Origin of the sequence: Alkalimonas collagenimarina (assembly GCF_030717845.1) — a bacterium.
GTDB lineage: Bacteria > Pseudomonadota > Gammaproteobacteria > Enterobacterales > Alteromonadaceae > Alkalimonas > Alkalimonas collagenimarina.
This window is the reverse complement of sequence record NZ_JAUZVZ010000032.1, coordinates 1-19340: the sequence shown is the minus strand read 5'-3', so window position 1 is coordinate 19340 and position 19340 is coordinate 1. Positions and strand designations below refer to the sequence as shown.

At 50.3% G+C, this 19340-nt stretch carries 16 protein-coding genes; all 16 read left to right on the top strand.

Annotation, left to right across the window (positions count from 1 at the left end; genetic code table 11):
* Positions 1-68 precede the first annotated feature (68 nt).
* The 16 genes from Q3O60_RS16390 to Q3O60_RS16315 all read left to right on the top strand — a co-directional run bounded on the left by Q3O60_RS16390 (position 69) and on the right by Q3O60_RS16315 (position 19305).
* On the top strand, positions 69-629 hold the full coding sequence (locus tag Q3O60_RS16390) for a type II secretion system protein (RefSeq protein WP_305895012.1): 561 nt from the start codon (positions 69-71) through the stop codon (positions 627-629).
* Between the two features lie 25 nt (positions 630-654).
* Entirely contained in the window at positions 655-1110 is a 456-nt protein-coding gene (locus Q3O60_RS16385) for a prepilin-type N-terminal cleavage/methylation domain-containing protein (protein ID WP_305895011.1), read from the top strand.
* 13 nt (positions 1111-1123) lie between these two features.
* A complete protein-coding gene (locus Q3O60_RS16380) occupies positions 1124-1579 on the top strand; it encodes a type II secretion system protein (RefSeq protein ID WP_305895010.1) in 456 nt (151 codons plus the stop codon).
* Positions 1573-2118 (top strand): type IV pilus modification PilV family protein, encoded by a 546-nt coding sequence (locus tag Q3O60_RS16375; protein ID WP_305895009.1) that lies wholly within the window; start codon positions 1573-1575, stop codon positions 2116-2118. Before Q3O60_RS16380 ends, Q3O60_RS16375 begins: the two co-directional genes overlap by 7 nt.
* Positions 2118-2951 carry a PilW family protein gene (locus tag Q3O60_RS16370; protein WP_305895008.1) on the top strand — a complete coding sequence of 278 codons (834 nt, stop codon included), beginning with the start codon at positions 2118-2120 and terminating at the stop codon, positions 2949-2951. Before Q3O60_RS16375 ends, Q3O60_RS16370 begins: the two co-directional genes overlap by 1 nt.
* Positions 2941-3390, top strand: a complete 450-nt coding sequence (locus Q3O60_RS16365) for a type II secretory pathway component (protein WP_305895007.1) — start codon at positions 2941-2943, stop codon at positions 3388-3390. The genes Q3O60_RS16370 and Q3O60_RS16365 overlap by 11 nt, the downstream gene beginning before the upstream one ends.
* Entirely contained in the window at positions 3387-7421 is a 4035-nt protein-coding gene (locus Q3O60_RS16360; RefSeq protein ID WP_305895006.1) for a DUF6701 domain-containing protein, read from the top strand. The genes Q3O60_RS16365 and Q3O60_RS16360 overlap by 4 nt, the downstream gene beginning before the upstream one ends.
* Before the next feature lie 213 nt (positions 7422-7634).
* Positions 7635-8678: a rod shape-determining protein gene (locus Q3O60_RS16355; RefSeq protein WP_305895005.1), complete on the top strand. Its 1044-nt coding sequence runs from the start codon at positions 7635-7637 to the stop codon at positions 8676-8678.
* A gap of 42 nt (positions 8679-8720) precedes the next feature.
* Positions 8721-9569, top strand: coding sequence for a rod shape-determining protein MreC (gene mreC, locus Q3O60_RS16350; protein ID WP_305895004.1), 849 nt, complete (start codon positions 8721-8723; stop codon positions 9567-9569).
* Positions 9569-10051 (top strand): rod shape-determining protein MreD, encoded by a 483-nt coding sequence (gene mreD / locus Q3O60_RS16345; RefSeq protein ID WP_305895003.1) that lies wholly within the window; start codon positions 9569-9571, stop codon positions 10049-10051. Before mreC ends, mreD begins: the two co-directional genes overlap by 1 nt.
* The gene (locus tag Q3O60_RS16340; RefSeq protein WP_305895002.1) at positions 10051-10623 is read left to right on the top strand and encodes a Maf family protein; all 573 of its coding nucleotides are present in this window, start codon (positions 10051-10053) and stop codon (positions 10621-10623) included. Before mreD ends, Q3O60_RS16340 begins: the two co-directional genes overlap by 1 nt.
* Positions 10620-12083, top strand: a complete 1464-nt coding sequence (gene rng, locus Q3O60_RS16335; protein WP_305895001.1) for a ribonuclease G — start codon at positions 10620-10622, stop codon at positions 12081-12083. The genes Q3O60_RS16340 and rng overlap by 4 nt, the downstream gene beginning before the upstream one ends.
* Positions 12084-15932 carry a YhdP family protein gene (locus Q3O60_RS16330; RefSeq protein ID WP_305895000.1) on the top strand — a complete coding sequence of 1283 codons (3849 nt, stop codon included), beginning with the start codon at positions 12084-12086 and terminating at the stop codon, positions 15930-15932.
* Positions 15913-16761, top strand: a complete 849-nt coding sequence (locus tag Q3O60_RS16325; RefSeq protein ID WP_305894999.1) for a carbon-nitrogen hydrolase family protein — start codon at positions 15913-15915, stop codon at positions 16759-16761. The genes Q3O60_RS16330 and Q3O60_RS16325 overlap by 20 nt, the downstream gene beginning before the upstream one ends.
* Positions 16758-18197 (top strand): metalloprotease TldD, encoded by a 1440-nt coding sequence (gene tldD / locus Q3O60_RS16320; RefSeq protein WP_305894998.1) that lies wholly within the window; start codon positions 16758-16760, stop codon positions 18195-18197. Before Q3O60_RS16325 ends, tldD begins: the two co-directional genes overlap by 4 nt.
* A 112-nt stretch (positions 18198-18309) precedes the next feature.
* Positions 18310-19305 carry a branched-chain amino acid aminotransferase gene (locus Q3O60_RS16315; protein WP_305894997.1) on the top strand — a complete coding sequence of 332 codons (996 nt, stop codon included), beginning with the start codon at positions 18310-18312 and terminating at the stop codon, positions 19303-19305.
* Positions 19306-19340 lie beyond the last annotated feature (35 nt).

Here is a 19340-nt window from a genome sequence, read left to right as displayed (position 1 = left end):
GTTAGCAAAAAATGATGTAATTTAGTCAAGTAGCGATATACTGAAGAGAATCACTCAGGAGAATAACGATGAAAAAGCAAGCTGGTTTTACATTAATTGAGTTGGTGATTGTAGTGATCATCTTGGGCTTATTGGCTGCCACCGCCTTACCTCGATTTTTAAATATCACTGAGCAAGCCGAAGTGGCTGCCATTGAGGGGATTGCTGGAGGGTTTGCCTCGGCCGTTGGTTTGGTTCGGGCGCAGTGGGAAGTTAGCGGTCGGCCTGCGGGGAATGTTGATGATCCGAATGGTTCGTCGGTCATTCTGGATGGTGTTGTCATTGGAGTGAATACGGATGGAGACGTTCGTGGTTATCCGACAGGGGCTGCTACGGCAGATACCCGCGCGTCAACTATGGATGCCGTCCGTTGTTTGGATACGCTGGAACTGATTTTACAAAATGCGCCATCGGCGAGCACTGCTTTTTCAACCGCAAATAACTTGTTTGTGCGCGAAGATAGTAACATTTGTTTTTACCATCAAACTGCGGGCCTTTCGGCACCTGGGCCGAGTGATGACTCGGATAGTAACGGTTTCAGTTACAACCCAGCAGAAGGATCTATTACAATCTTTAAAAATAAACCCTGATTAATACAATAGAGGCAGTAACTATATGCAAACGAAACAACAAGGTTTTACGTTGGTTGAGCTGATCATTGTCATTGTGATCTTAGGTATTTTAGCCGTTACAGCCGCGCCGCGCTTTCTGGATTTTAGCGGGGATGCAAATGCGTCGGTACTATCTGGGGTTAGAGGCTCGTTGGAGTCTGCAGGGGCACTGGTGTACGGCAAAGCTATCATTGCTGGCAGTCACAATGTAGATAAAGCGGATAACCCTGATGATGTAGAAGGTATTGCCATCCACTTTGGCTATCCGGTAGCAACAGAAGATGCATTATCAGCTGCCGCTGAGCTGTCTGATTTTGAGTTTAGTACTGCTACAACTACTTCGATCCGCATTGCTGCAACGGAGGACGCCTTGGACGATGAAGGCTGTTATGTTGAGTACAACGAGGCAGCTGATAATGGCGAAAAGCCTGTGATCACCCTTGTAGTCGATGGATGCTAACTAAGGTCTTATGATGTCCCGGCAGTGTCCTGAACCCAAAGGCTTTACCTTGATAGAGCTGGTGGTGGTGATGGTGCTGCTGGGGATTTTAGCCGTTACCTTACTTCCCCGCTTTTTTACTTCCAGTGGTACGGCCGAGTATGGTTACCGCGATCAGGCGCTGGCTATCATGCGGCTGGTGCAATTGCAGGCGATGCAGTGTACCGATAGCACCAGTGGCTTGTGTCCTCCGCAGCAACTTCAGATAGCCAGCAACCGACTGGGTAGCAGCAGTGCGTGTATCAATGATGCCCGTCACCTTTGTATTGCTGCACGTGATCCGGTGGTGCTAGCTGCTTCTTTCAGTACGCTAAGCTTTGATAGCATGGGGCGGCCACTAGGTTGCGGCGGTGCTTGTACGCTGCAAGTGCAAGGCAGTGTTAGTTTAGGGATCTGTATCGAGTCTGAAGGATACATCCGGCCATGCTAAAACCTACTCAACAGCAAGGGGTGACCTTAATCGAGCTGGTGACCGGTATTGTGGTGCTGGCGATCGCCTTGACCCTGATTACCTCGATCTTATCGCCTTTGTTTGTCCGTAGTACCGATCCTTGGCATCAGGTACGAGCGGCCGAGCTTGGCCATAGTTTAATGAATGAAATTCTGGCCCGGTCATTTGATGAACAGAGCGACCGAAGTGGTGGCTTGCTGCGTTGCGATGAAATTGCACTGGGTGCGCCTGCCTGTACCAGTGAAAGCAACTTCGGCCAGGATGGGGCCGAAACCCGTTTGTTGTTTAATGATGTCGATGATTTCGATGGCTTTGGCGTGACCGGTGATGCCATCATCAGCAATATTCTGGCCACCGAGTTGACGGACCTTTATCGCAGTTACCAGGCGGAAGTAACCGTGTACTACGCCGGAGGTGAGTTGGGGCTAGACCCTCGGGCCGCAAAGCGTATTATCGTGACAATCATTACTCCTACCGACAGCCGCATTGAGTTCAGCGCTTACAAGGGCAACTGGTGATGGCCAGCCGCGGTTTTACCCTGATTGAGCTGGTCACCAGCATCGTATTACTGAGCATTCTGGCGCTATCCGTCACTAGCTATCTGGGGGTTGCTGCCCGCATGTATGTTGATGTTACCGATCGCGAGCAGTTGCTGGCACAGAGCCGGTTTGCCATTGAGCGGTTAAGCCGTGAACTAAGAAATGCGACACCGAACAGCGTGCGTGTCAATACCAATGCTGTGGCGACTTGCCTGGAGTTTACTCCGTTTCTTGAAAGTGGCCGGTATATCCAGGCCTCGGTTGCGCCAGATGAAAGCGATCAGGTGGAAGTCATTGGTGCTGAGAGTGTTGAAGCAACCAGCTTTTTCAGTCCTAACCTACCTCGACTAGTGATTTATCCCAGACCTCCTGCCGCTGCGTCCGAGCCTGATCCCATATACGATGGTGTTAGTCCGGCCAATGTCCTGGTCAGCGGATGGAGTGCCAATGAGCCAGATAGCTCTGTTTATGTGCTGCAACTGGCAGAACAGCATAGTTTTAGTCAACACTCACCGGAGCGGCGATGGTACTTGTTAAGCTCTCCGCTCAGTTATTGTGTAGTACAAGAGCAATTGGTTCGTTATAGCGATTATGGTTTTTATGCTTCGCAACCGATGCCAGGTGCGGGGTTAGCAAATGGTGTACTTATGGCAGAACATATTGTTAATTTGAATATGGGGGAGCCGGTTTTTCGTCATAATGAGGCAGTACTTAACCGCAACGCCGTCGTGAATATCTATTTCAGGTATGGTCGGGACCTGACGGATGATACCTTTTTCAACCATGAGGTGCATATACTCAATGTTCCTTAAACGAAAAAAGCAGCAAGGCAGTGCCCTGGTGATCGCCGTTTTTGTTATCGTGGTGCTGCTTGGATTGCTGCTGGCACTAACGCGTATTTTGACCAGCAGCAGCGAGTCGGTGGTTTATGAAGTGCTAGGTACCCGTGCCTTACTGGCCGCTCAAAGTGGTTTGGAGCTGGCCTCTACGCAATTGTTTCCCTTGGAACAGCCGGTTGCCAACTGCAGCGCGGTCAATACTGAATTTGCTTTTACCGGGGCAGGTTTATCAAACTGTCGTGCCCGTGTGGACTGTGTTGCTTCAACACCGATTGAAGTGGATGGTGCAGAACGGATTATTTTTCAACTCAGTAGTACAGGTGAGTGTCGTAGTGGCAGCCAGTGGTCACAGCCGTGCCAGAGTGATGAGCAATGCACCAGTAGAACCGTGCAGGTCGAGGTGGGACAATGAAGTATGCTTTGTATGGTTGGATTTTTGGGGTGCTTCTGCTGTTCACCGCGACACCAAGTTCTGCGCAGCCCACTTGTGCCGATTTGTATGCTAACCCAAGTGGTATCAATGCAAATTTGGGAGCCAGTGGCATTAGTCCTTTTGATCTGGCCAATGTGCCTTGGCAAACTACGGCCTGGCCAATCAGTGGCTCCACTTTAGCGGGGGGAAGTTATTACTTCGGTACATTGAATGCCAATAATTTCTATCAGCTATCCGTTGCTGCCGGCGAACGGGTCACTATTTATGTCAATGACACTATTATCACCAACAATTTTTTACGTTTAAATGCCAATGGAACCCCTGATCAATTGACCATAGTGGTACGCAGCAATGTGTCTATTAATAATCAGGCCGAGATCAATGGGTTAATTTTTGCCGCTGGCAGCATCAACATCAACAACAACGATGTGATTGTAGGCGGGATCGCGGCGAATGGCAGCATTAGTGTCGGCACCAATACGACAGTGAGCCGGGATGACAATGCCGTTGCTCAGTTAGAGATACCGGGGTTGTGTGTTGCTGGTTCTGTTGTAACTCCTATTCCCAAAGCGCACTATCCGTTGGATTTATGTGAAGCTGCCAATAACTCAGTGATTGAAGATTTAATGAATAATTTTTCTGCTACTGGTTTTGCATTAACCACAGCAGAAGGAAAAGTGAATGGTGCCGCTAATTTCAGTAGCTCTGGCATGAATCGGGTAGAGTTACCTTCCGCTTTGCTGCAAGGGACGACTGATTTTTCTTTCTCGGTTTGGTTCAAAGCGGATGCCAGTAACAGCTTCCGGCAAATCTTATCAGCATCAAACAACAGTATGGATACGGTACTGGAGCTTTATATTCGCAATAACAACCAATTACGAGCTGGCCTGTTAGGTGTTTATTATACCTTTGGCTCACCAGAGCCTGTTCTAAATAATAATACCTGGTATCACTCGGTACTGACTCGTGCAGGCAATCAACTGTGTTTGTATCTGAATGGCGCTCTGGTGCAGTGCCAAAATGCATCTGCAGCGTCGCTCAATGTCACTCGTGCTGCTTTGGGCGTCTGGTGGCGTGCCAATGGCAGCATGGCCGATCAGTTTCTTGGCGATATGGACGAAGCGCTATTCTTTAACGGCGCACTGACAGCCAACCAAATACAGACGATTTATAACAACCAGAATGATGGTTTTAATTTTGATGGCCTTGAGCGAGATGATGATTGTTTGCAGTGCTTTACCGACACGTTTTCAGCAGGTCAGCTGTCTGATGACTGGGTTACATCACGCAGCAGCGGGAACTTTACGCCGAGTATTGTCGATGGCCGGCTTCGGATGACACAAGCCGTTGCGAACCAGGCGACATCTGCCACCTATCAGCGGCTCTTTCCGGCGGCAGATAATTTAGTGGTAGTCGAGTTTGATTATTTTGCCTGGTCAACCGCAGGGGGGCAAGGCGCTGATGGTGTGGCGATCATCTTGTCGGACGCAGATGTCACGCCGCAGCCGGGCAGCTTTGGTGGCTCACTTGGCTATGCACAGCGAAACAACGGTGACCCGGGCTTCGCCGGCGGCTGGTTGGGCATTGCACTGGATGAGTTTGGTAACTTCTCAAATCAGACAGAAGGCCGGGTGGGTGGCATTGGGCTTCAGCGTAATGCCGTTGCCATTCGTGGTTCTGAATCCAGTCAGTATCGGTATCTTGCCGGAACTGGCGGCGGGCTTAACCCACCGATTGATCAACGGCCCAGCGCATCTGCGGCTCCCAATCATCGATATCGTATTGTCATTGATTCCCGGTTGCCGGGGCAAGCCGTGGTCTCTGTTGAGCGGGACATCAAAAATGGGAATGGCTTTCAAACACTGATAAACCCATTTAATGCGCTGGCCATACCCGCTCAGGGGCCGGTACCAGAAAACTTCTTTTTATCTTTTACCGGCTCAACCGGTGGCTCCAATAACAACCATGAGCTGGATAATATCAGTATTTGTGCGCTGCGCTCCTTACCGGTCGGACAGCAAATTGACCATTTTGAGTTCGACCATACCGGTCAGGCGCTGACCTGTCAGCCAGAAACTTTAACGATTCGTGCCTGTTTAAATGCCGATTGCAGCCAGTTATACACCGATGCAGTCACTGCAACGCTTAGTCCCCAGCCGGTTCCTGGTGGTGAGTGGGTTGGCGGTCATGTCATTAACTTCACCGGAGGTTCAACTACGGTGCCATTGCGGCGCAGTAGTGCTGGCCCGGTAACGGTTGGCGTGACTGGCTCGGTGCCTTCGACCCGACCTCTCAGTACCACGTTATGTCGTGCTGGTGGCAGTAGTCTCAATCAGGCCAATTGCACGCTGAACTTTGCCTCTAGTGGCTTTATTATGGATATCCCCGATGGCGTGGCTGGGGTGCCTGATGATGGTATTTTGTTACGGGCGGTTCGGGAGGGAAACGATGCGCAGGCCTGTATACCCGCTTTTTCAGATGTGACCCGCAATGTGTTGTTTTGGTCTGATTACATCATTCCAGACGCCTCCAACCGCCCAGCATCCTTGCCCGTGCAAGTGGATCAGCAAGACGCTGGAATGAGTAATGCCAACGCGCTCACCCTGCCTCTTAGCTTTAATCAAGATGGGGTGGCTACTCTGACAGTTAATTATAGCGATGCTGGTCGAGTGCAGCTCAATGCTCGCTATGTTGGGTCGGTTGCGACTGAAGATCAAGGGTTGGTGATGAATGGGGCTGACCAGTTCAGTCGCAGGCCTTATGGTTTATGCATGCAAAGTGCCGGAGACTGTGTCGCGGCAAATGCAAGTTGTCCGGTATTTCGTCGTGCCGGTGAACCCTTTGAGCTGAGTATCAGTGCCCATGCCTGGCAGTCTGGCGGCGCTGAAGTATGTGCCATGCCGGTAACACCGAATTATCAACAGCCCGGCATTGCTTTGTCGCATCAACTGGTGGCGCCAAGTGGCGGGGTGGTTGGCAGCCTATCTGCTACCAGCTATGCTCATCAAGCCGCTGTAAATAGCCAGACTCTGGTGAATCAGTCGGTATCTGAAGTAGGTGTCTTCCGTTTTCAGGCCACTCCGGCCAGCAATGCGTATTTCGGCATGACGGTTCCACCGGTGATGAGTGAGCCGATTGGCCGCTTTATTCCTGATCGATTTGAACTGAGACAAGCGACGGTGATACCGGGCTGCGGTAATTTCAGCTACATGGAGCAACCTTTTGCGGTATCGCTGGAGCTGGAGGCCAAAGCGCTTACCGGCCAGCGCACAGAAAACTATCAGGGCAGTTTTGCGCCCTTGCTGGCAGGAGGGACGCGGTTGGTGGCTGAGCAAAATAGTAATGGGGTGGATTTGACCGCTAGGCTGATTGGCATGACTCAGCTGGATTGGACTGCCGGAGAAGCCGTGTTGCTTGAACAGGTGATTCGGTTTGTGCGTGCCGAAGATGGCCCGGATGGCCCTTACCCGGAGCTGGCTATAGGCCTACAGCAGCAAGATGCCGATGGTGTTGTATTGGCCGAACTGGATATGAATACCAGTTCGGCTGCTAATTGTATAGCCGAACAAAACTGTCATGCGAAACAGTTAGCTGCAGCGCAGGACCTTCGTTTTGGCCGCTTGCAATTGGCCAATGCTTTTGGCCCTGAGTTTGACCCCCTGCCTTTGCAGTTAACGGCATACTACTGGACTGGGGATCGCTTTAGCCGTAATCGCGATGATCAATGCAGCCCGATTGCTCCCGCCCAGTTGCAGATAACCGGTACACCGAACATCACTGCTGCTGGTGTTGTCGGGGAGATGGCTCAGGGGCAAAATGCACCACAAAGCTTATGGTTAGAGCCGCCAGAGCAATCAGGCGTGTGGGAGCTGGAGTATGAAACAGACCCTTGGTTGCAATTCAACTGGAGTGGCGGCACAAACTATGATGAGCACCCACAGGCCGAAGCAATTTTTGGCCGCTATCGGGGGAATCCACGGCGAATTTTCTGGCGCGAACCATTCCCATAACAATGAGTCGAACCCACTGATGGCAGCATTTTGATTTTTCTGCAAGTAAATCAGTAAAAATCGAGGATAAAGCTGTTTTCTTGCGGCAATGTTACATAGAATAACCCTAATAATTAGTTGATATCTGGCACCGGTGCGTTCTGATCACGCTTTCTGACTAAAGAGAGTGTTTTGCAACCGGGCTTGAACGAGCAAAAAGGATCAATCAGTTCCATGTTTAATAAACTGCGCGGTATTTTTTCCAACGATTTATCCATCGATTTGGGTACAGCCAACACCCTGATTTATGTCAAAGATCAGGGCATCGTGTTGAATGAACCCTCTGTGGTGGCTATCCGGCAAGAGCGAGCTGGTGGGCCAAAGAGTGTAGCTGCCGTAGGGCATGCAGCAAAGCGGATGTTGGGACGTACCCCAGGCAATATCAAAGCAATCCGACCGATGAAAGATGGTGTGATTGCTGATTTCTATGTCACCGAAAAAATGCTGCAGCACTTTATCAAACAAGCACACAGCAACAGCTTTTTGCGTCCAAGCCCTCGCGTACTGGTTTGTGTGCCTTGTGGCTCGACCCAAGTTGAGCGTCGTGCCATTCGTGAGTCTGCTCAAGGTGCTGGTGCACGCGAAGTGTATCTCATTGACGAGCCGATGGCTGCAGCGATTGGTGCGGGTATGCCAGTATCTGAAGCGACCGGCTCTATGGTAGTAGATATCGGTGGCGGTACCACAGAAGTGGCCATCATCTCTTTAAATGGTGTGGTGTATTCGTCGTCTGTTCGTATCGGTGGCGATAAGTTTGATGATGCCATTATTAACTATATCCGTCGTAATTACGGTATTTTGATTGGTGAAGCGACCTCTGAACGCATTAAAACTGAAATTGGCTCCGCTTATCCGAGCGATGATGTGCTTGAGATTGAAGTTCGTGGTCGTAACCTCGCCGAAGGGGTGCCTCGTAGTTTCACCATGACCAGCAATGAAATTCTGGAAGCTTTGCAAGAGCCGTTGGCTGGTATTGTCAGCTCCGTAATGGTTGCATTGGAGCAGTCTCCACCAGAGCTGGCTTCAGATATTTCTGAGCGTGGTATGGTGCTGACCGGAGGTGGTGCTCTGCTTCGAGATTTGGATCGCTTACTGATGGAAGAAACCGGGATCCCGGTTGTGGTTGCCGATGAGCCACTTACTTGTGTGGCGCGCGGTGGTGGTAAGGCACTGGAAATGATCGACATGCACGGTGGTGATGTCTTTAGTTATGAATAATTTATATCCCCGGGTTATGCATGGCGTTGCCCGGGTTATCTGATGAATCCGATTTTTGAGCGTGGCCCTTCGCTGCGGCTCCGTCTGTTTATCGCGGTGCTATGCAGCGTCGGTCTGATGGTGATGGATCGGTACACCGATAGTTCTACTCAAATCCGCAGTTATCTGACGACCGCTGTCAGCCCATTGTTTTATATTGCCAGTTTGCCGCAAGTTGTTTTAACGGGAGCTTCTGAACAGTTTCTCTCACATCAACGGTTGCTAAAAGAAAATGACCGACTGAAAGAAAGTTTGCTGCGGCAACGTGGCCAACTGCAGCGTCTGGAGTTTCTGCAACAAGAAAACAACAAGCTCCGTGAGTTATTAGGTTCTGCGCCAGTGGCAGAAGGGCAGCGCTTGGTTGCAGAAGTACTGGCAGTCTACAGCCACCCGTTTAGTCATCAAATTGTGCTGAATAAAGGCAGCAATGATGGCGTCACCGAGTTTCAGCCGCTTATTGATGATGCTGGCGTGCTGGGGCAGGTAGTGAGTGTTGGCCCAACCAGCAGCCGGGCGTTATTAATTACGGATACCACTCATGCCATTTCATTACGCATCGAGCGAACAGGGGTCTCAGTGATCGCCGAAGGCTTGGGCCAATGGGATCGCATCCGGTTGGTACATCTGCCACATAGTACCGATATTCAAGATGGCGACCGTTTGATTACCTCTGGCTTGGATGAGCGTTTCCCGGAAGGCTACCCTGTGGCACGAGTGAATCGGATTCAGCGCGATGTTAGTCAGCCTTTTATGCAGGTACAGGCCGAGCCTTATGCTCAACTCGACCGGATCCGCTATGTACTGCTGCTGTGGCCTCAAGTAGAGCTGGATGAACAGGAGCACGATCACTGATGCAAAAAGCCCGCGGCGTTGGCGTGATTTACTTATCTTTATTGTTGGCGTTGATCCTGACGGTGACCCCGATGCCTGCGATGGTGCAGTTATTCCGGCCGGACTGGGTTCTATTGGTATTATTGTATTGGGTGCTGGCACTGCCGTATCGCGCCAATATCGGTATGGCCTTTGTGTTGGGTTTTTTGGTGGATGTCCTGGTGGGAACTGTGCTGGGTGTTAATGCGCTCGCTTTTTCCGTGGTGACCTTTGTTGTCGCCTCGAACTACCTGAAGATAAGAAACTTTTCTATTTTACAACAAGCCCTATTGATAGGTTTGTTATTGGCCTTTTACCACCTGATGATATTTTGGCTCAGTCACTTTTTGACTGGTGTGTATTTTTTACCGGATTACTTATGGCCAGTGCTCACTGGTACTTTAGCCTGGCCCTGGATTTTTTGGTTACTGCGTCGGGTACGGCGACAATTTAAGATAAGCTGATGAAAACATGCATTGGGCTAGCCTCGGCTTCGCCAAGGCGGCGAGAATTACTTAGCCAGCTGCAACAGCCATTTGAGTTGATAAAAATTGATGTTGATGAGCGCATCCAACCGGGTGAAGCTGCACTGGATTATGTTCGTAGATTAGCGCTGAGTAAAGCCAAGGCAGGTGCTGAGCAGGTTCATTACAACGTGCCAGTGTTAGGCGCTGATACCATCGTGGTGGTTGATCAGCTGGTGCTGGGGAAGCCGCGTGATAAAGCTGACTTTATGCAGATGATGCATCGGCTATCGGGGCGGCAGCATCAAGTGCATACGGCGGTGGCTGTGATCAAAGGCCAACATCAGCAGTCGGTCGTAGTGACGACTGACGTCTATTTTTGTTCATTAAGCGAAGCCATGATCGAGGCCTATTGGCTCAGTGGTGAACCAACCGATAAAGCAGGTGGTTATGGCATACAGGGCATTGGTGGTAAGTTTGTAACTCGCATAGAAGGTAGCTACAGCGCGGTGGTAGGGCTACCTTTGTATGAAACCGATCAATTGTTGCAGCAAATGGAGGCGATAGCATGAGTTCTGAGTTATTGCTTAATGTAACGCCCAGTGAAACCAGAGTCGCCTTAATCGAAAACGGTGTGCTGCAAGAAGTGCATATCGAGCGTCAGGCCAAGCGTGGACTGGTAGGGAATATTTATGTGGGTAAAGTCAGTCGGGTCTTGCCGGGGATGCAAGCTGCCTTTGTCAATATTGGCCTCGATAAAGCTGCTTTTTTGCATGCCTCCGATATTATTCAACCGCAAAACATCGATGAACAGGGCCAGCCTGCGGCCAGTAAAGATATTCGAGGTCTGGTGCATGAAGGTCAGCTCTTGTTGGTGCAGGTGGTCAAAGACCCTTTAGGCACAAAAGGAGCCCGTTTAACCACGGACATCACCTTACCATCACGCTATTTAGTGTTTATGCCGGATTCGAATCATGTCGGTGTATCACAGCGTATTGAAAGTGAAGAAGAACGGGCGCGCTTGAAAGCCGTAGTATCTGAGTTTGTTGATGAAGAGAGCGGATATATTATTCGCACTGCGGCTGAAGGCGCCGGTGAAGATGAACTGCGTCAAGATGCTCGCTTTTTGAAAAAGCTCTGGGCAAAAATCACCAAGCGCAAACAAAAAACGCGTAAAGAGGCCCGGGTTTATGAAGATTTAACGTTGTCCTACCGCATTTTACGTGACTTTATTGGTAGCGATTTAGAGCGGATCCGTATCGATTCCAAGCTGACCTATCAGGAGCTGCTTGCTTTTACCGACGAGTTTATTCCGCAAATGACGCCGCTACTGGAGTATTACCCGGGAGAGCGGCCGGTGTTTGACATGTTCGATGTGGAGAATGAAATCCAGCGAGCACTTGAGCGCAAAGTTATGTTGAAAAGTGGTGGCTCTTTGATCATCGATCAAACGGAAGCCATGACCACAGTCGATGTCAATACTGGTGCCTTTGTTGGCCACCGCAATCTGGAAGATACCATCTTTAATACCAATATCGAAGCTACTCAAGCAATTGCGCGTCAGCTTCGGCTGCGTAATCTCGGTGGTATTATTATTATCGATTTTATTGATATGCAAAGTACTGAGCATCAGCGCCGGGTATTGCATAGCCTGGAGTTAGCCTTGAGCCGTGATCGAGCCAAAACCAACATCCATGGTTTCTCAGCGCTAGGTCTGGTGGAAATGACCCGGAAAAGAACTCGAGAAAGTTTGGAACATATTCTCTGTTCCGATTGTCCAGTATGTCAGGGGCGTGGTAGTTTGAAAACGGTGGAAACTGTTTGCTTTGAAGTACTGCGCGAGATTGTTCGGGTGAACCGAGCCTACGATGCCGATAAATTTGTGGTTTATGCTTCTCCTGAAGTGAAAGATGCTTTGACCAATGATGAATTTCATAATTTGGCCGAGGTTCAAGTGTTTATTGGTAAACAAATCAGCGTACAAACGGAGCCGCTGTATAATCAGGAACAGTTTGATGTGGTGATGATTTAGGTGCAAAAAGTCGGGCGGTTTTGTTTTTTTTGTCTGCACAAGCTTTGGCTATCGTTGGCCATTACCTTGGTGCTACTTGCGGCGTTGGTGTCTATCCTGCGTTACAGCCTGCCTTATGCCGATAACTACAAAGATCAGATTGAATCCTTTTTAGCTCAACAGTATGGCACTGAGGTTCGTATCGGTGCTTTAAGCGCTGAGTGGCGCGCTCGTGGTCCTGCCTTACTATTGCAAAATCTTGAGTTTTCCAGTGAAGCCCAACAATTGGGGTTCTCGGTAGAGCAAGCCAATGTGCACATTCACTTCTGGCGTAGCTTGAGTCGTATGCAGTTACGCTCGAGCCATGTCGAGTTGTCTGGTGTCGATTTCAGGGTGGACGCTGAACGTTTTACACGCCTGCCTGCTGCAGATCAACAACAAGAACCGTTATTGCACGCGGTAGAGCAGCTATTTTTCCATCAATTACAACAGTTCTCAATTACCAACAGTCAGCTGCAGTTGAATCAACAGCATGGTCTGCCACTGGTGGTCGATATCAAACGGCTGGACTGGCGCAATCAAGGTAACCGGCATCAAGGGCAAGGCCAATTGTCAGTGCAAGGCATTACCGGCAATAGCTTATCCTTCGTGCTGGATTTATATGGTGAACAATTCAAAACTACCTTCGGTCAGCTATATTTGCAAAGTGAAGCTTTGGATGTTCAGCCATGGTTGAGCCAATTTTTGCCTGAATTGGTTGAGCTTGAGCATGCCTCCGTGAATTTACAAGCTTGGGGGCGTGTAGAGCAAGGTACCTTGCAGCGCATCCAGGTTGATTTGGCTGATAATACCCTGGCCTGGCAGCAAAACAACGAAACTGAGTTGTTGCAACTGCAAGGGGGGCAGCTATTGTGGTTTCCAACGACTGAGGGTTGGTCGCTCTATTCATCGGATCTGATCTTACAAAATAATGCCACCAGCTTTCCAGCCATGACTATGCAGTTGCATCGCCAGGAGGATGCTATAACCGGCTTGCTCAGGCAGTTTGAATTGGCATCGTTGCAGCAAATCCTCGCATTGGTGGCTGAGCAGCGTCCACAGTTACAAGCATTGACGCAGGCTAAGCTCGTTGGTGTACTGCCTGAAGTCAGCTGGTCTATTGACGCAGAGCAGTGGCAATTACAGAGCGAAATCAAAGGATTTGGCAGTACTCCTTTTGCTGACACCCCTGGCATAGCAGGCTTGCATGGACACCTGGTTGCTACGGATGGCTTTGCCGAGTTACGGCTGGATGGGCAGGATAATATCCTGCGCTGGGCGGGAGCTTTTAGTAGCGACACGCAGTATCAGCAGCTGCAAGCACGTATACGCTTGTTGCGACAGCAAAATATTTGGCAGTTAGCCGTACCAAAGCTAAGTGTGCAAGGACCTGATATTCAGGCTGAAGCGGAAATGTTACTGCGGTTTACCGAGCAACCTGAGCTGTTCTTGCTGGCTACCGCCAATGGGGTCGCAGTGCCAAATGCCATGCACTTTTATCCGCGTCATTATATGCCTGAAACGATCATTGATTACCTGAGTGCATCATTGCAAGGTGGTTTGATTAAGCAAGCCGCTACGTTATGGCATGGCCCGCTGGCCGATTTTCCCTACCGCCAGAATGAGGGAGTATTTCAATCGATGGGTCAAGTGGTGGATGGTCAGATGGAGTTTGCCCCAGGCTGGCCTCAACTGGGTAATGTCGTTGCTGAGCTATGGTTTGAAAACAGTCAGATGCACATTTCCAGCTCACAGGCACAATTGCTGGATCTGTCCATTACCGACGAAGTGGTGGTGCGGATTGATGATTTATTTGTTGCCAACACCTTGCAAATTGATATTGGAACCGAGGCCGAAGCATCCGACGTAACGGCGCTGATGATGCAATCGCCATTGAGTGCATCCGTAGGAAGTGCATTAACTCATATTGGTGTGCAAGGCCCGCTTACAGGGCGGGTGAATTTGCAAATTGGTCTTAAATCACAGGGTGTTCTGGCAAGTGGTCTGGTAAAGTTTGTCGGTGCCAAGGCTCATCTGCAGGCACCGGATATGGAAGTGGACCATATTTATGGTGAGTTGCGTTTTGAGAATGACCAAATCGATGCAACGGATATAGCTGCGCAGTGGCGAGGTCTGCCATTTAAGTTAGTGTTGGAAGGGCAACAGACCGACTCGCAGTATCAAGTCAATTTGCAATTAACCGGTCAACAAGCCATGCACTCTCTGGTGCAGCAATTGCCCTTTCGTTTGGATGATGTGGCTGATGGCGACGCGGATTGGCAGTTGGCGGTGTCGGTTCAGCTCCCTGATGATGGTTTTCGTTATCAAGCCCAGCTGCAAGGGGATTTAACGGCTGCGGTATTGCACTTACCCGAGCCTTATGCGAAGTCGGATGGACAAGCCTCAGCGCTGGAAGTATGGCTGGAAGGTGATACCGAGCGCAGCATCATTCGGGCTGCGTACTCAGAGCCATTGTATTTTCAAGCTCGACTCGATCATCAAACCAATCAGATTGATCAGGCTTTACTTCGTCTGGGTGGACGCAATTATGGCGCGTTAGCCCCCGGTTTTGCTGTAGAAATTGATTTAGAACAGACCAGCTTATGGCCATGGTTGGATCTGCTGATTGAACCCTTATCAGGGCTAACCGGAGAGCAGGGCGGCCAATGGCCGGGCTTATCCTATGTTCGTGGCCGGGTAGCCGAGCTAGCACTTTATCCAGAGTTAAACCTTCATCAAACGGTTTTTGAGTTGTTGCCAGCAGACGATCATTGGTCTTTACAGCTTAATGGTGCTGAAGTAGCCAGCCAATGGCGCTTTGCTCATGATTGGCAACAACAAGGGATCGAGGTTGATTTCGATTATTTGCGTTTAAAGCCCAAAGCTGGTGTAAAGACAGAGCAAGTCCCTGCTGAGGTTGAACGTCAGGCCATGAATTGGTTGCTCCAGTTACCACCAATTCAACTGCGTTGTCAGGATTGTACCTATGGCCCTTATGCTTTGGGACAGGTGACAGCGAATGCGGCCAACACAGAGCAAGGCTGGCAATTGCAGAATTTTCAGGCCGATTATAAGCGTAATCGACTGCAATTAAACGGTTCATGGCAACCGGATGAGCAAGTAGGAACCACCACGCTGGAAGGTAAACTAACCAGTGCTAACCTTGGTGCCTTACTCAATGAATATGAGTTAAGCTCAGCCATTAGCGGTAGTCGAGCCGATATTGATTTTAATCTACGCTGGCTCGGTAGTCCGATGCAGTTTGAACTAGCGAGTCTGGGTGGGCGAGTCGGATGGCAATTAGGCGAGGGTTCGTTAGCGGAAGTAAGCGATAAAGGTGCTCGAATTTTTTCGTTGTTTAGTCTGAACTCTTTGGTTCGAAAACTGCGGCTTGATTTTCGTGATGTGTTTGCCAAAGGTTTTTTCTACAATCGCATGCAAGGTGAGATCACGCTGCATCAAGGGGTCGCGCAAACCAACAACAGTACCATCGATGGGGTCGCAGGCAATATCACCATGCAAGGCTATACCGATCTGGTGAGTCGGGAGATGGATTATCAGTTAACGTTAGTCCCCAAAGTGACCTCCAGCTTACCCGTGATTATTGCCTGGATGGTGAATCCGGTCTCTGGTTTAGCTGCGTTGGCGCTGGATGAAATGTTTACCTCAGCAGAGGTGATCTCGCGGGTGAACTTTACCGTCACGGGTACCTTTGATGACCCTGTTGTCACCGAGGTCAATCGCCACAGTACGGAAGTTCCGGTGCCAGTAGAGCTTGCTCAACCCAAAGACGAGCCAGATAGCGAGTATAATGAACCTCCCCACGGCTAATCAATGGCAGCTCAGCGCTCTGCAATGGTGTAGCGGCCCTGATCCAACGCACAATGTGCAGCAAATAGAGCATTTGTTAGCCGAATTACCTGTGGCAGAACGCCACTTGGTGGTCTTACCCGAGTGTGCGCTGATTTTTGCCGGTCAAGACGGTTTGCAACTTCAGCATCAAGAGGCTTTAGGGCAAGGCAAATGGCAGCGCCAGTTGGCGTATTATGCCAAACGGTATAACATCTATTTGTTGCTTGGCTCCTTCCCGATACAAAGCGCTGATCCTTCGCGTTTTTATGCCTGTAGCTTGTTATTTGGTCCCACAGGAGAGTTATTGGCTGACTACCAAAAGCTGCACCTGTTTGACGCTCTTGTCGCTGATAGCACCGGCAGTTATCAGGAATCCGCCAGTACCAAGGCGGGCACTAAAATTACTTTAGTATCGCAGCAACAGTTAAAGCTTGGTATGACGATATGTTATGATGTGCGCTTTCCTGCTTTGATGCAGCAATTGGCCCGGATGGGGATGAATGTGTTGGCGGTGCCCTCCGCGTTTACCAAAGTAACAGGGCAGGCGCATTGGCATACTTTATTGCGTGCCCGTGCCATTGAGAATCAGTGTTTTGTCGTGGCAGCCAACCAAACTGGCCTTCATGCCAATGGCCGTGAGACCTTTGGTCATAGTCTGATTATCGACCCTTATGGCCGCGTTCTGGCCGATGCCGCAGAAGGCGCAAAGGTCATTTCTGTCTCCGTCGATTTGGCCGAGGCAGATCGCGTTCAGCGGGCCATGCCGCTATTGCACCATAACCGTTTTACGAGTGAGCTTAAACAATGAGTCAAGTTGAAAACAACCTGTTACATGCCAATGAACTGACTGAGCAGCATCTGCAGCAGAACCTTGGATTCTTGCTGCAACATCAGCTGGATTATGCTGATTTGTACTTCCAGTCCAGTGTGCACGAATCCTGGGTGTTGGAAGATGGCTTGGTTAAAGACGGCTCGTTCAATATCGAGCAAGGCGTAGGGGTTCGCGCCATCAGTGGTGAAAAAACAGGCTTTGCCTATGCCGATACCATCAGTGCTGATGCTTTGCTGCAGACCGCAACCGCAGCACGTGGTATTGCAGCAGTCGGTCAGCACGGTCAGGTGAAGGCGTTTAGTCGTCATGCATCCAGCGCCATTTATTTGCCTTGTGAGCCACTGCAAAGCCTAACCAATACCGAAAAGGTTGCTTTACTGCATCAGATCGAAGCCTTCATTCGCACCCTTGATCATCGTGTGAAACAAGTGATGGTCAGTCTGTCTGGTGTGTATGAAGAGGTTTTAGTAGCTGCCAGTGATGGCACCTTTGCCAGCGATATCCGGCCTTTGATCCGCTTGAATTGCTCGGTGTTATTGCAACAGGATGAACGCCGCGAACGGGGCAGCGCTGGTGGTGGTGGTCGCACCAATTATAGTTTTTTCACCGAGCTGGTAGAGAACGAACCGCGCTGGCAGCGATATGCCCGCGAAGCGGTACGCATGGCTCAAGTCAATCTAACTGCAGTGGATGCCCCAGCGGGTACTATGCCGGTGGTGCTAGGTCCCGGTTGGCCGGGTGTGTTATTGCATGAAGCTGTCGGTCATGGCCTTGAGGGTGACTTTAACCGCAAAGGCTCTTCGACCTTCAGTGGTCGTATCGGCGAGCAGGTCGCCTCAAGCCAGTGCACCATCGTGGATGATGGCACTTTGGCTCACCGTCGTGGCTCTTTAAATATCGATGATGAAGGTACAGCGCCGCAGCACAATGTACTGATCGAGAACGGTATATTAAAAGGCTACATGCAAGATAAGCACAATGCCATGCTGATGAATACTGCACCGACAGGCAATGGCCGTCGCGAGACGTTTGCCCATTTGCCGATGCCACGTATGACCAATACCTATATGCTGGCTGGTAACTATGACCCGGCAGAAATTATTGCCAGCGTGAAAAAAGGCATTTATGCTCCCAACTTTGGCGGTGGTCAGGTCGATATTACCTCGGGTAAGTTTGTGTTTTCTGCCTCGGAAGCGTATCTGATTGAAGATGGCAAAATTACCTCCCCCATCAAGGGCGCAACGCTGATTGGCAATGGCCCGGCGGCGATGCAGCAAGTCTCGATGGTGGGCAATGATTTAGCACTCGACTCCGGTGTAGGTGTCTGTGGTAAGCAGGGACAGAGTGTGCCGGTTGGTGTTGGCCAGCCAACCTTAAAGTTGGATGCAATGACGGTAGGTGGCACCCAATAGTGGCACCTAATCACAACATCAGACCACACTGATGGCTAGAACCTGAACCCGATCAATTGACCCGCTCCAGCTGCGAGGCTTGGAGCCACTGAATAAGTAGTAGGAAGGATGTATGGCAGCATTTGGTACCGTTTTTATGCCTGAAATGGCAGTCACCCAGTTTGATGGTTCTGGTTGGAGTGCCCCAGCGATGGTGGCATCGAACAGCATTAGCTTGCACCCCGGCGCCCATGTGCTGCACTACGCCAGCACCTGCTTTGAAGGCTTAAAAGCCTTCCGCCATGATGATGGCTCTATCCACTTGTTTCGGATGGATCGCAATGTGGCCCGGATGCAACAAAGCAGTCAGTTGTTGTCCTTGCCGGCTTTTGAAGCCGATATGCTGCAGCAGATGATTATCGACAGCGTGCAGCGTTTTGCCGATGAAGTACCAACGCCACCAGGCTCCATGTACATTCGCCCGACCCATATTGGCACCGAGGCAGCGATCGGCAAAGCAGCAGCTCCAACAGCTTCATCCATGTTGTACGTATTATTATCGCCAGTGGGCGATTACTTTGCCGGTGGTGCTAAGCCATTGCGTTTATTGCTGGAAGAAAACGGCGCCCGCTGCGCCGCTCATATGGGCATGGTAAAAAGCGGTGGCAATTACGCCAGTGCTTTACAGCCAATTTTAAAAGCCCGTGCCAGTGTGCAGGCGGATCAAGTGTTGTTTTGTCCGGGTGGCGATGTGCAGGAAACCGGCGCCGCCAACTTCTTGCTCATTGATGGCAACGAAATCATCACCAAGGCACTGGATAGCACCTTTTTACACGGCGTAACTCGTGATTCCATCTTAACACTGGCACGTGATCGTGGTATGACGGTATCTGAGCGCGAATTAAGTGTCGATGAACTGTTAGAGCGAGCGGCCAAGCCGGGAGCAGAAGCCGCATTATCTGGCACTGCAGCGGTACTAACGCCAGTGGGAACCTTGATCCGTGATGGCAAAGAACATCAGGTCGGCAGCGGCGAAGCGGGTGCCACCACCTTAGCGCTACGTCAGGCGCTTAATGCCATTCAGTGGGGCCAAGCCGAAGACAAGCACGGCTGGCTGCGTAAAGTCTGATTTTATATTTATTTGCTAACAAAGGCCCAATTTGG